Genomic DNA, 13,157 nt, shown 5'->3' with positions numbered 1-13,157 from the left:
GCATGATCACGGAGCTCAGCGCCGACGCCGGAGTCGTCGAACTTGGCTTCGCTGAATTCGTATCGCGCACGCTGCGTATCGTGGTTCTTTTTCGTTCGCTCATGCTCGGCGATCAGTCGGCGATCGCGCTGATCTTGCCGAATACGCCCGACGCACAGATCGCTTTATGGGCCGCAGAGATTGCCGGGATCGCGATGCCCATCAATGGGTTGCTGCCGCACCATCATGTCTCCCATCTTTTGGAGAAGGGTCAGGCGACGATCATGATTGTCGAAGATGATGCGGCGCGAGACGCCGCTCTGCATCATCACGGACAGCAGCTTCGGCACGTGCTTACCCACGACGCGCTGAGACGGCTGGCCAGCGATACCGCGCTCGCGAAGTTCAGCCCCGCACCAGTGGATCATGATCGTGTGATTGCGGCATTCCACACCGGTGGAACGACCGGTGCGCCGAAGCTTGCGCTGCACCGAGAGCGTAACCAAGTCGCGGCCGCCCTGGGATTTGCCCAACGCGCAGGAATCCATGCAGGCGATACCGTGTTGAACCCATTGCCGCTATTCCATGTGGCCGGGTCGATTTGCGTCGGACTGTCCACGATTCTGAGCGGTGCCTGCCAGCTCCTGCCGACGCACCAAGGCGCGCGCGCTGCAGGCTTTCGGGACGCTTTTTGGCCGATGATCGAGCGACACGCCGTGACGATCATCGCTGGCGTGCCGACGATCGTCGCGGCGGTCGCGGCTCAACTGCCGCAACGCCGTCCGGCGGCGCTTCGCAGCATCATCGTGGGCGGTGCGGCGCTGCCGCTCCCGGTCGAAACGCTGTTTGCAGAGCGCTGGGCCCTAGCCGTCACCATTGTATACGGAATGACCGAAAGCGCAGGGATGCTCGCCAGCCGCGTCGCTGGAAAGATATATGAAGCTGGTTCGGTCGGGCCTGCGGCGGCTGGCGTCGAACTGCGCGTGGTCGACGATCCGCGAAACGCAGACTCTACCGTTCCCCCTGGCGTTCGCGGCCACATTCTAGCGCGGGGCGCGACCATCGGGCCGGGTTATCTTGATGCAACCTTGAACGGCGACTTGTTCAACGCCGATGGCTGGCTGGTCACCGGTGACCTCGGCGTAATGGACGACGCGGGAAACCTGTCTCTGACTGGCAGAGCCAAGGACATCATCATCCGTAGCGGCCATAATATCGACGCTGCGCTGATCGAGGAAGCGGCTCTGACGCACCCGGCGGTCGAAGGCGCGGCTGCAGTCGCGGCGCCGGACCAGTATGCCGGCGAAGTACCCTATCTGTTTGTTCAGTTGAAGCCGGGCGGCATAGCGACCCTGGCAGAAATAGCAGACGCAATTCGCGCGCGGGTCGAAGGGCCCGCGGTTCCCAGGCATATCGAGGTGATGCATCGCCTCCCGCTGACTGGTGCGGGCAAACCCTATAAGCCGGCGATGCGGGCGGTTGCGGCCGCCACAGTTCTGCACAGTCTTCTCGATCCCTTGGGCGTGCCCGACGAATGTTGGAGCGTGGAAGAGCAAGATGGCCGTATTGCTGTGCGAGTGGATCGAGGAGCGCGCGACACGATCATGCCAATTCTTGCGGCGTTAATGCTTCACTGCGCTGAATGAGCGCGATGCCTCGCCCGTCTGCCCGTTCGTGTGCTATTCGGGCGGTGTCGCAAGGTCGAAACGCGCGCGGATTTTTTCGGCGCATTCGTCAAGCGCGTCCAGGCCGGCGTCAATCGCGCCCGCCATGACCGTGAAGCCATGGATCGTCGTTTCGTAGCACGAGATCTCGACGCGAACGCCCGCGTCAGCCAGTCGTGCGGCATAGGCTTCGATATCATCGCGCAGAATGTCGTGACCCGCTGTTATGATGAAGGTCGGTGGCAGGCCGGCAAGATCGGGTGCGAGGATCGGCGAGACGAGAGGGTTTGTAATGTCGGTCGAATTCTCGAGATATTGGCTGTAAATCCACTCAAGGGCTTCTGGCTCGAAGAAAAATCCGCGCGCATAGCGAGCCATCGATTTCGAGCTACCGAGCATGCCCAGCGCAGGATTGATCAGTACTTGGAGCGCGATGCTCGTTTGGCCTTCATCGCGCGCGCGTTGCGCGCACCCTGCGGCAAGTCCGCCACCGCCCGATTCACCCATGACGACCAGCCGCTCGACATCGCCCCCAAGCGCTGCGGCGTTCGCGCAGACCCAATTGAAGACGGCCCAGATGTCGTCAGTCGCGGCCGGAAATTTGTGCTCGGGCGCAAGGCGATATGTTGCCGAAATCAGCATCGCGCCTGATTTTGCCGTCAGCCGCCGGCAAACTCCATCATAGGAAGCAAGGCCCCCCATCATGGCACCGCCGCCATGAATGAACAGGATAACGGGCGGTTTCTCGCCGACGGCAGTGCGCGGCCGGTAGATACGAAGCGCGATCGGGCCGGCAGGGCCGTCAATCGTGACATCGTCCGCCGCGCCGATCGGCGGCGCCGCTATCGGAAGGCTGGCATAGAAGGCGTCAAAGGCGGCACGCATGTCCGAAGGGGCCATTGTCGGATCGAGAAACGGATCGCGCTCGAGCCGCATCAGGATATCGACAGTCTGCGCGTCGAGTAACGAATGATCGGCCAGTCCTGCTGCTACTTGATGCTCGTCCGCCACTGATACGCTCCCCGCTATGAAGCGTCGACATTGCTTTGCCTGGACGAAGCCGCGCCCCTATAAAGTATGGTCCGCGGCAAGCACATGATCCGCAAAGATCTGCAGCGACGTTGCCATTCGTGCGGCAGATTCTCCGCTTGCCCTGATGTCGCCGGCAGTTGAGCGGGTGCCCAGAAGCGGGAGCGTTAGCGATGCCTCTTCGACGATGTCGGCCGACATTGTCCGCAGGACGAGCCGCAACGCTTGCTGTGCCGAGACCGAGCGTGGCGACGCATTCAGGATGAGGATTGGTTTGCCCTGGAATCGTGCGTCGCCGACCAGCCAGTCGAGTGCGTTCTTGAATGTGCCAGGAATGCCGCCGGCATATTCTGGACAGGAGATTATCATGCCTGCGCATCCCGCGACAAGATCGCGCCAGGCTAGTGCCGCGGTGGGAAGGAGGCCATCCGCGTCCAGATCGGCGTTGAAATGCGGCAGGTCTCCGATCCCGCGAAACAGTTCAATATGAACACCCGCCGGCGCCATCGAACTTGCCGCTTCGAGCAGAACGAGATTCGACGAGGCCTCCCTCAGGCTACCCGCGACCGCGAGTAGCCTGAGACCTTCATGCCGCGTCATGGGGATCAGAATTTGAAGCCGACCGAGACGCCATATTCCGCAGGGCGCCCTGTATAGCGGACGATTGTATCCTGGATATGGAGTACGTTGTTCCAGTAATAGGCATTAAATATGTTGCGTCCGTAAATCGACAACCGCCAGCGGTCGTCGGCGTCCTTGATGCCTGCGCGTACATCGACCAGCGTATAGGCGTCGATGGCGAGCCGCGCATCGTCTTCAAGTGCGGCCTTGGTGGCGCTCCGATAGTTTGCCGCTGCGCCGACGAACGCGTCGATCTGGCCCGATACATGCCAGTCATATTGTGCATCGCCGCTGAGCTGCCACTTGGGTGAATATGGGAAAGCGTTACCGCTCAGCGAGACCACGCTACCAAACTGATCGAAATTCTGAAATGAGGTGCCGTCAGGGTTGCGGCGGATTCGGGTCTGAAGATAGGTGCCGGCTGCGCTGACATTGAGGCCGCGCACCGGAAGCCAGGAGAGCTGCAATTCCGCCCCTTTGACCATTGAGCGCGGGATATTGACGAGGTTCTGCAACTGGCCGAACAAGGTCTGGATACGGCCGGAAAGCTGCTTGTCCCGATAATCATAGAAGAACGCCGCACCGTTCAGGCGCACCCTGTTACCGGCAAGCGGCAGCTTGAAGCCAAGCTCATAGGCCATCAACGCTTCTTGAGTCACTGGCGCCAGCTGAGTCGAAGACTGTGCGGAAAGCGTTGGGAAGCTGCCCGCCTTGTATCCTCGCGAGACATTCGCATAGACCAGTGCGCCGGCGCTCGGCTTGAAATTGACGCCGGCGCGCCAGGACAGATTGTCCTCATCCAGCGAGTCGACAAAATCTCCGGCCGAGAAATCGGGCTGCAATGTGACGCACTGGCCAGCGGCGGCAGTCATGGGAGCGCCAACCAGTCCCTGTACGAACCGAATGATGGCGGCGATGTCATCGGCGCCGGTATCCTTCGTGCACGCGCGATAGTCGATCGACGAGCGCGTATAGCGCGCGCCGGCCTGGACCGTCAGCCGGTCGGCGATCTCATATTCGGCATTGGCGAAGCCGGCCCAGGTTGTGATGGCATTCTGGGCATCGTTGATGATGCTGCGAAACTGCAATGGCCCGATGAACGACGCCGGCGAATCTTCCAAGAAGACCTGTTGCAGGTCGTGAACCCGGTCCCTCTGGTAGTTACCCCCAACCACCCAGTTGAACCGGCTTCCTGTCCCGGCAAGCCGAAGCTCCTGAGTGAACGACTGCACGCGGCCGCCGAGCCTTAGATGAAGGTCGGTCGCCTGCAGGCCATCGGCATCCTGCAAGCTGTTTCGCCGAAAGCGATCATAGGCCGTGATTGACGTGACCGTGATGTTCTTCCCCAGCGACCAGTCCGCGCGAAGCGAGGCCTGGACGAAATCATTGTCGCGCGCGAGCGGCAGTCCGGGGGTCCAGTCCGCAGCCCGGGGATCGAGCACGATCGGCGCACTCGTGAACGACGCTGGAAGCGGACTGCCATTGGCCGAAAAAAGGCCGACCAGTTGTGCCGCGGCGCTGTCTGATTTGTCGCGCCAGCCATTGATGTTGAGTTCAAAGCGCACATCGCTTGATGGCGCCCAGTCGAGCAGCAGGCGACCAGTGAGCAGATCTTGCGATCCGAGCCGGTCGTTGCGCGTGGTGCTCCGCTGCCAATCGCCGCCCTGCGTCGTGCTCACCGATGCGCGCGCGCGCACCGTGTCGGACAGAGGTCCGCTCACAAAGGCGCTGGCATCGAAAGTTGAGAAGCGACCGAAGGTCGCTTCGCCGCCCGCTAAAAACTGTGCGGTCGGCTTGGCTGCGACATAGTTTATCGCTCCGCCGGTGGAATTCTGTCCGAACAAGGTTCCCTGCGGGCCTTTGAGGACCTCGACCCGCTCGAGGTCGAGCGTGCCACCGCGTGTCATCACGGGAAAGGGCAGAGGGACTTCATCGACATAGACGCTGACCGTGGGGCTCGCTGCGAGGCTGTTTTCATTATAGCCGACGCCACGAAGCGTGAAGATCGGCGCGTCGAATTGTGTTTCCGTGAAGGACAGGCCTGGGACGACACGGGCGAGATCTTCAGAACGACGAACGCCTTGCTCAGCGAGGTGGCCGCCATCAAGGGCCGTGATCGATATAGGGACGTCGTTCACGCTCTGCCGGCGCTTTTGCGCGGTCACGACAATATCCTCGAGCTGGTCGCCGACGTCGGCGGAGGCCGGGTCCTGTGTTGCAACAGGGGCGACCTGCGCCCGCGCGCTGTAAGGCGTCATCATGAGTGAAGTGGCGCCGAGAAGCCAGAATCGATGGCGATAAGTCATTATTCCTCCCCAAGATTATTTGACGATTCCGGTCTGACTGATGCCGGTTCTCGATCTGACCCTGGAACGAGGCAGGCGCCGCGCAGCCATCTGAAAGTATGGAGGATTGCCGTGTTCTCAACCAGCGGCACGATAGCCGAGGATTGCCTTGGTCTCGAGAAATTCGGCAAAGGCGTGATGGCCCCATTCCCGCCCATTGCCGGACTGCTTGTACCCGCCGAACGGCGCCATAAAGTCCGGATCGGACCCGTTTAGATTGATCTGGCCAGCGCGGAGGCGGGCCGCGAGCGATCGAAGCACATCCGTATTGCGGCCGTGGAGATAAGCGGCGAGTCCATAGGGCGTGTCATTCGCCATCGCGACCGCTTCATCGACGCTGTCGTAGGAGATGATGACGAGGACGGGGCCAAAAATTTCCTCCTGCGCAATGCACATATTATTCTCGACGTCGCCAAACACCGTGGGGCGAACGAAGTATCCTGTTTCCAGGCCAGCGGGGCGACCGACACCGCCGGCGAGAATCGTCGCGCCTTCCTCGATACCGGCTTTCAAGAGGCTCTGGATCCGTTGCCAATGCGCGTCGCTCACGACTGGGCCGACATCCGCGGAGGGCCCGCCGACGCTGAGCTTCGCGATCTCGTCACGCGCCACCCGGAACACTTCATCGAGCCGGTTTCGCGGCACCAACATGCGGGTGGGCGCGTTGCAATTCTGTCCGGCGTTGAGCGCCACACCGCGAACACCCCAGCGCACGCCCTCTTCGAGGCGATCGTCGTCGAGGATAATGTGTGCCGACTTTCCGCCGAGTTCCTGATGGACCCGTTTGACGCTTGCGGCGGCGTCGCGCGCGACTTCGATACCGGCGCGTGTCGACCCGGTAAAAGACACCATGTCGATGCCCGGGTGGCGCGCGATCGCAGCGCCGACCGTCGGACCGTCGCCATTGACCAGGTTGAACACGCCGGGTGGGAGGCCCGCCGCATCGCAGATTTCTGCCCAGATCACTGCCGAAAAGGGCGCAAGCTCGGATGGCTTCAGCACCATGGTGCACCCGCAGGCAAGCGCCGGCGCGACTTTACAGACGATCTGGTTGATCGGCCAGTTCCAGGGCGTGATGAACCCGCAAACACCGATCGCCTCGCGCACGATCCGGGTCGTGCCGCGCGTCGTGTCGAACGCGTAATGCTCGAGTGCTTCGATCGCGGCGCCAAGATGCGACAGCCCGATGCCGGTCTGTGCGCCTTTAGCCAGCGGAGGCGGAGCGCCCATTTCGAGGGTGATCGCTTCGGCGATATCGTCGTAGCGCCGCTTGAATTCGGCAACCAGCTTGTGGAGCGTCTGAAGCCGTTCCGGCACAGTGGTTGCCGACCATGCAGGCAGTGCCGTCCTTGCGGAAAGGACTGCGCGATCGACGTCCAGTTCACCGCCTAACGCGATAGTTCCGATCGGCCGCTCGGTCGCGGGGTCGATGACGGGGAAGAGAATATCCGCGCCGTCCGCCGGATCGATCCAGGCGCCGCCGATATAGAACTGATGACAATCGCGCATCACGCCTGCGCCTCCAGTCCTGCGAAATCGATTTCGATTTCGTTCAACAGGACGATCTGCTGGCTGTTGGTGTAATGTGGCGCGTCGCCCTGCAATTCGGCCATGTGCGGGAGGAATGCAGCTTCGAACTTGTCGCGCGACGCGCAGACGAATGAACAGACCGCGTGAAAGCCTGGCTCGGGATACGGCTCGCCGGGGCTGGTGACCCGTTCGACGGTAATTCGCTCCATTGCCGAACCGAGCCGCGCAATCGACAGCGGCATATGCTTTTCGAGATAATAGTCGAAATCGAACCAGGTGCCGGCGGCCCTGGGGTATAAGACGGTGATCTTGATCATGGCCATTTCCCGATAGACGAGCCAGCGCTACTGCCGGCGCGGGCGCAAGATTTCACCACACCTTTGTATGGCAAAGACCTGGCGGATGAGCGTTATCCGCTCATGCAGCGCGGCCGAATTTGTTGCCGCACGGCCAGTGGAGACCGGCGCATGAACCTCGAAGAGAACAAAATGAAGGTGACTGCCTTGTTGAACGCAGCGTTCACGCCCGGTCGATTAGTGGCGGAAAAGCGGGCGGCGATGGCGACCTACATCAATCCGGTCAAATATATCCAGCATAGCGCCGTGGTACCTGATGGCTTTGACGGCCTGATGAGCCTGGTGGAAAAGTTCGATCAGCAATTCCAAAGCTATGCGGTCGAGGTGAAGCGTCTGATCGCGGAGGGTGACTATGTCTGGGCGCATTGCCACTATACCTACGGTCCTGACGACCCGCGCGGCAAAGCGATCGTGGAAATCTTCCGTTTCGAAGAGGGGCTTATGGTCGAGCACTGGGACGTCATACAGGACGTGCCGGCCGACATGGCTCACACGAACGGGATCTTCTAGGCGGGCTGGTTCAATCGGTATGGTCGCACCACGCCGCGATCGTCCGAGCATAGATCTCGACCGCCATCGGGATTGCTTCTGCCTCGCACCATTCATCGGTCTGATGAGCCTGCGAGGGCTCACCGGGCCCGATGATGATCGTCGGGCAACGCCAAAGCGGCTGGAACACGGAAGCATCTGAAAAGAAGGGGATCGGCAGCGGCTCCAGATTTGCGTCGGATCCAAAAACATCCGCAACGATATCGCGAAGCACACCAACGAAGCGATGATCGGCGGCTGTTCCCACCGGCGGCATATCGACAAAGCGTTCAAGCCGTACGGCGTTTCCGAGCAGATCTGCCAGCGAGGCATGCACCATGTCGTGGTCCATTCCTGGCACCGTGCGCACATCGACGGTGAATTCCGCAGCGTCGGGTACGGAATTATAATTGAGGCCGCCCGTAATCATTCCAACGTTGATGGTTGCGCAGCCAAGCAAGGGATCGACGCGGCCTGCGGGAACGTGCCCGGCGATCCTCGCGACTGCCTGTGCAGCAGCGTAGATGGCGTTTTCCCCTTTTTCAGGCATGGACGAATGCGCCGTGATCCCGGTCGTATGTGCTTTCACCGCGACACAGCCTTTATGGGCGGTCGAGATGCGATTTGCGGTCGGCTCACCGACGAGCATTGCGCTTGCCCGGTGCACCAATGGCCGTGCCGCGTTGGCGAACGCGAGGGCGCCGATACAGCCAGTTTCCTCGCCACTGGTGAACACAAGGACCAGGCCGCGCCGCAATCGCGGTCCCCGCGCGAAGCGGATCGCGGCGCAAGCCATCGCCGCTACTCCGGCCTTCATGTCGGAAACACCGCGTCCGTAGAGCCGGCCGTCACTCAGCTCTCCGTTAAACGGGTCCCGCGACCAAGGCGCGGCGCCAAGGGGAACCGTGTCCAAATGCCCGGTCAGGACCAGCGGTGCCGCGTCGGCGTCACTGCCATCGAGGCGGGCGATTATGTTCAGGCGATGCGGCGCGAAGTCCTGTGTTTCGACGACGAAACCGTTCATTTCGAGCAAGTGCGCGAGATACCGGCCAGATTCGGCTTCGAGGCCGGGCGGGTTGCAAGTGTCGAACGCGAGCAGCGCCCTCGTCAGCTCGATCGCACTGATCACAATATTCTCCCCATCAACGACTGCCTTAGATCGAAGCCCATGGCGGCAGAAACGCCGCTCGAAAGGATGGCCGAGGCACCACACTTTCGGACGGCGCACATCCTCGTCGGTAGGAACAGGGTGATCTCGCCTTTGATGGCGACGGAGATTCCCCATGATGAAACCGCTGAAACTTGTAACACTGCTGATCGCGTGCATCGCGACCCCGGCCGTCTACAGCCAGACGACGACCGGTTTGAATCCGATCAACGAAGCCCCGGTGCGCGCGATATTGGTTCCTTATACCGAAGCCGATCTCGATGCGGGATCGCGCCTGGTCCTTGACCGCATCGCCGCGAATGAGGGGCCTGCGCCCTGGACCCTTCCACCGGTCCAACTCCGGCAAGGCTATGACGCGTTCTTTGGCCAGTTCAGCTTGCCCAATCCCCATGTCGCGTCACGCGAGAACAGGACGATCGCTGGACCCAACGGCCAGATCCCGATCAGCATCTTTCGCCCGCTCGGTGCGGTGACAAAACAACTTCCGGTGATGGTCTATTTTCATGGTGGTGGCGCCATGACGAATTCCACCGATACCTATGATTCCATGTTGCAGCTCATCAGTGCAAAATCGGGGGCAGCGATCGTGTCGGTGGATTATAGGCTCGCGCCAGAGCATCGGTTCCCGCAAGGTATCGATGACAGCTATGCCGCGCTTCAGTGGGTCCATGCCGAAGGCGCCAGTGTCGGCTTGGACAGCAGTCGCATCGCCGTTGGTGGCGATTCTGCCGGCGGCAACATCGCGGCGGTCGTCAGCCAGATGGCGCGGGACCGCCATGGCCCGCCATTGCAACTTCAGGTCCTTATTTATCCAGCCGTCGGAACGCGCGGACACAGCCGCTCGATGGATCTCTACGCCCAAGGCTATTTCTTCGGCAAGGCGGAGCTGGCCTGGATTTACGCGCAATATGTCGAAGACGCCAAAGAACTGTCCGACCCCCGCGTACAACCTATCCTTGCGACCCGCTTCGACGGCTTACCGTCTGCGTTGGTCATCGTACCCGAATTCGACATCATGAGGGATGATGGCGAGGAATATGCATCGCTGATGCGCGATGCCGGCGTGTCGGTGGATTTGCATCGCTACCGCCGCACGATCCATGCGTTTGTAAACATGGGCGGAGCGATTCCAGCGGGCCGTGACGCGATCGACGAAGTTGCGGCGAAGCTCGCTGTCACGTTTCGTAACGGCAAGGCCAGGCCCGCGCCGAGCCGCGGCCGACGCCCTGTTACGCGGAGCAGGGCTCAGTGAGCCGCCTGGCGCTTGCTCAGGCCGACGCAATCCTGGCCGGCGCCTTCGCTGAAGCGCGAGACACCGGTGCGAGGCCGCTTTGCGTCGCCGTACTTGACCATGGCGGAAATCTTGTCGCTGTCGCCCGTCAGGATGGCGCTTCAATCCTTCGGCCCAAAATTGCCATTGCTAAGGCGGCAGGGGCGCTTGCCATGGGAATGTCTTCGCGCGAACTCGCGGTGATGGCTGTTGATCGCCCCGTATTCGTGACGTCGCTTGCATCCTTGTCGGTCCATGGCTTGGTAGCGTCTCCAGGAGGTGTCATCATCGTCGGCGACGATGGGTTGCCGATCGCTGCGGTTGGAGTGTCCGGCGATACACCTGACATCGACGAGCGTTGCGCATTTGCGGGAATAAGAGCCGCCGAATTGCGTTGCCACCGCTAAAGCCTTTCACGCGGATGCGTCGCAAATCGTTCGTCGCAGCTTGCCGGCGCAGACGAACGTTTGTCAGCCGAATTTAGGTATCAGGCACCCCGACAGAGCGCGCGTGCACACAGAACCGGGCATCAGACATCGTTAGCGCACGTAGGTAGCGCCGCGATCAGCCTTCGGATCCCTCTGCGTGAGGTGACGGACCTGCAGTCGTGCTTATTCCTCAACGGTGATCGGCAAATCGTCCAGAAGGTATTTGACGCCGAACGGCTTCGCTGATCGATCCGGCGCCGATCGGGTCTGGTTTAAGCTCCACATCATTGCCAGGTCGGTGCTTCGTAGGGCTATGCTTATGGCGCCGAGGATCTTTTCGGAGTCGTGGCTGAATCAGGTCCAGTCGATGTCGAGCCGGTTAACGCGCTCGTCAAGATCGTCGACTAAAAGCACAAGGTACCTGCGCCAAAAATGCTCGGGGCGTCAGCATTGAAAAAGCAACGCCCATTACGGGTGTTTGCGTTCGGCAAGTCGTGGACGTAATCGCGGCGGGCCATTGTCGGGCCGAGAGATTGGACTGGTCACATGATCCTTGCGGACCGCTGGGCGGATAAATGGATTGACGCCTGGAACCGGCGGGATTTGGAGGCCCCGCTCGCGCTGTACGCACCGGCAGTGGAGATGCGTTCGCCCTTCGCCAAGGTATATGCAGTCGATGGTATGGTGTGCGGCATCGAATCCCTGCGGGATTACTGGGGGGAGGCGATGCGGCGCATGCCACGGCTCAGGCTGGAGAAACGCGCGGTCTATTCGGGGCATCTGGCATTGACGCTGCATTATGAGGACGACTCCGGACGGAACTGCGTCGAGACGTTTCTGTTCGACAAGGAGGATCGCGTCGTCTTCGAGACGGCCTGCTACGATCGGCTGCGCTAGACCGCACCAAGACCGTGACGGACACGGCAACCCAAAAGCTGACGGGTCCACGCGCTGATCTCTTCCTTGGCAGGGCCAGCCGCTATCGGGCAATGCAATCGTCGCGATACCGTCAGGCTCGCTGGGTGAAGCCATTGGGGCAGGGTCCTGAGCGTCGCCCGGCGACCTTTGTCACCCACTTCCACGTCACCGCGCGAAAGATCAAATTTTGACATACAGTCCTAGCCCGATCTAATCCGCAAAGAACAGATTTCGTCGATTCCCGCATTTAATGTGGCGTGGCAAATAATGCGGCCGGGTGGCCACCACTATGTCCAGGCCTTTCGGCTAAAGGTGGTGGCGCATGTCCAAGCATGCTTTTCCCGCCCGGCTTAAGGACGCGAGGCGCTTGTTGCAAAAACAATCGGATTATAAGTGAATTATAAGGTTCTTATAACTGCCAGGCCCGGTACATTGGTCTGGTCATGGCCATGACGTTTCTCTCAATGGAGGAATGCCATGAAACGCGAAAATGAAGACACCATCGAACTCGGCAGTGTGAGCGCCGATACCAAGGGCCTACCGGTCGGTCTCGCCGACTCGGATTTCGCCCAACAGCACAAGATCGGCCTCAGCGACGACTGACGGAACCTGGCGCGTGCCTTGCGGCACGCGCCCTTTCCATGGGCACCCCATCCATGTCGCTCGTCCTGCGTTCCGGACTCTCTTGGTGCATCTGCACGCACCAAGCCGTGTTCCTGGATCTCCCGCGCGATCGCTATTTCTGCCTATCCGAGGCACTTGATAGCGTCTTCCAGCGCTGGGCGGCGGGCGAACCGATCAGCCTTGCCGAGCAGGAACTGCTGGTCGGATGCGGTGTGATCGAACCTGGCGGCAGCCGGTGCGCGGGCCCTGCCCATTACCCGCCCGCGATGCGGGACTACGCGACCGATGGTGTGTCCGGCGCATCTTTCTCCGACGTGCTGGCGGCAATGCTCGGCCAGCTTCGCGCCCAATTGCGGCTCAAGCGCCTGTCGCTGGCGAGCATTGTCTCCCACCTTACGATGCAGCAGATGGGCGCTTCCCTCCAATCGCAGGGAGAAATGCGCCAGCGGCGGATCGCCTGCGCCTTCGGCACCAGCGCAATGCTCTTGCGCGCGGCCGATCGATGCCTCCCCCGGGCGATTGCGGCTCGGCAGCTATGCCACCGTCATGGGCAGGCCGCCGCGCTGATCTTTGGCGTGCGCCTCAACCCCTTCGCAGCGCACAGCTGGGTCCAGTCCGGCGACGCGGTGATCGTCGGGGACCTCGAACAGGTGCGGCTCTACACGCCGATCCTGGTGGTCCGGTGAGACCGCGCTAC

The 13,157-nt window shown here is 61.3% G+C and carries 13 protein-coding genes; 7 read left to right on the top strand and 6 right to left on the bottom strand.

Going from position 1 to position 13,157, the window contains the following annotated elements:
- The first annotated feature begins 2 nt into the window (after positions 1–2).
- Entirely contained in the window at positions 3–1,625 is a 1,623-nt protein-coding gene (locus G4G27_RS16705; protein ID WP_183109696.1) for an AMP-binding protein, read from the top strand.
- Between the two features lie 33 nt (positions 1,626–1,658).
- Here the strand turns inward: G4G27_RS16705 and G4G27_RS16700 are convergent, their stop codons facing one another.
- The 5 genes from G4G27_RS16700 to G4G27_RS16680 all read right to left on the bottom strand — a co-directional run bounded on the left by G4G27_RS16700 (position 1,659) and on the right by G4G27_RS16680 (position 7,485).
- On the bottom strand, positions 1,659–2,654 hold the full coding sequence (locus tag G4G27_RS16700) for an alpha/beta hydrolase (protein ID WP_183109695.1): 996 nt from the start codon (positions 2,652–2,654) through the stop codon (positions 1,659–1,661).
- A 57-nt stretch (positions 2,655–2,711) separates the two neighbouring features.
- Positions 2,712–3,272 (bottom strand): NADPH-dependent FMN reductase, encoded by a 561-nt coding sequence (locus G4G27_RS16695; RefSeq protein ID WP_183109694.1) that lies wholly within the window; start codon positions 3,270–3,272, stop codon positions 2,712–2,714.
- 5 nt (positions 3,273–3,277) lie between these two features.
- Positions 3,278–5,599, bottom strand: coding sequence for a TonB-dependent receptor (locus tag G4G27_RS16690; RefSeq protein ID WP_183109693.1), 2,322 nt, complete (start codon positions 5,597–5,599; stop codon positions 3,278–3,280).
- A gap of 117 nt (positions 5,600–5,716) precedes the next feature.
- On the bottom strand, positions 5,717–7,147 hold the full coding sequence (locus G4G27_RS16685) for an aldehyde dehydrogenase family protein (RefSeq protein WP_183113860.1): 1,431 nt from the start codon (positions 7,145–7,147) through the stop codon (positions 5,717–5,719).
- Entirely contained in the window at positions 7,147–7,485 is a 339-nt protein-coding gene (locus G4G27_RS16680; protein WP_183109692.1) for an EthD family reductase, read from the bottom strand. The genes G4G27_RS16685 and G4G27_RS16680 overlap by 1 nt, the downstream gene beginning before the upstream one ends.
- A 150-nt stretch (positions 7,486–7,635) precedes the next feature.
- Here G4G27_RS16680 and G4G27_RS16675 point away from each other — a divergent pair, with 150 nt between their 5' ends.
- The gene (locus G4G27_RS16675; RefSeq protein WP_183109691.1) at positions 7,636–8,034 is read left to right on the top strand and encodes an ester cyclase; all 399 of its coding nucleotides are present in this window, start codon (positions 7,636–7,638) and stop codon (positions 8,032–8,034) included.
- Between the two features lie 10 nt (positions 8,035–8,044).
- Here the strand turns inward: G4G27_RS16675 and G4G27_RS16670 are convergent, their stop codons facing one another.
- Positions 8,045–9,379 carry a M20 family metallopeptidase gene (locus tag G4G27_RS16670; protein WP_183109690.1) on the bottom strand — a complete coding sequence of 445 codons (1,335 nt, stop codon included), beginning with the start codon at positions 9,377–9,379 and terminating at the stop codon, positions 8,045–8,047.
- Here G4G27_RS16670 and G4G27_RS16665 point away from each other — a divergent pair.
- From G4G27_RS16665 to G4G27_RS16645, 5 genes are all read left to right on the top strand, one after another.
- Positions 9,336–10,472: an alpha/beta hydrolase gene (locus G4G27_RS16665; protein WP_183109689.1), complete on the top strand. Its 1,137-nt coding sequence runs from the start codon at positions 9,336–9,338 to the stop codon at positions 10,470–10,472. The genes G4G27_RS16670 and G4G27_RS16665 overlap by 44 nt on opposite strands.
- The gene (locus G4G27_RS16660) at positions 10,469–10,897 is read left to right on the top strand and encodes a heme-binding protein (RefSeq protein WP_183109688.1); all 429 of its coding nucleotides are present in this window, start codon (positions 10,469–10,471) and stop codon (positions 10,895–10,897) included. The genes G4G27_RS16665 and G4G27_RS16660 overlap by 4 nt, the downstream gene beginning before the upstream one ends.
- A 567-nt stretch (positions 10,898–11,464) precedes the next feature.
- Positions 11,465–11,815 (top strand): nuclear transport factor 2 family protein, encoded by a 351-nt coding sequence (locus G4G27_RS16655; protein WP_183109687.1) that lies wholly within the window; start codon positions 11,465–11,467, stop codon positions 11,813–11,815.
- A 498-nt stretch (positions 11,816–12,313) separates the two neighbouring features.
- Positions 12,314–12,439, top strand: a complete 126-nt coding sequence (locus G4G27_RS16650) for a benenodin family lasso peptide (protein ID WP_183109686.1) — start codon at positions 12,314–12,316, stop codon at positions 12,437–12,439.
- A 53-nt stretch (positions 12,440–12,492) separates the two neighbouring features.
- Entirely contained in the window at positions 12,493–13,146 is a 654-nt protein-coding gene (locus tag G4G27_RS16645) for a lasso peptide biosynthesis B2 protein (protein WP_183109685.1), read from the top strand.
- Positions 13,147–13,157 lie beyond the last annotated feature (11 nt).

The sequence above is a fragment of the Sphingomonas sp. So64.6b genome (assembly GCF_014171475.1).
GTDB lineage: Bacteria > Pseudomonadota > Alphaproteobacteria > Sphingomonadales > Sphingomonadaceae > Sphingomonas > Sphingomonas alpina_A.
The sequence above is the reverse complement of the archived record's forward strand: the minus strand, read 5'-3'. Positions and strand labels throughout refer to the sequence as shown.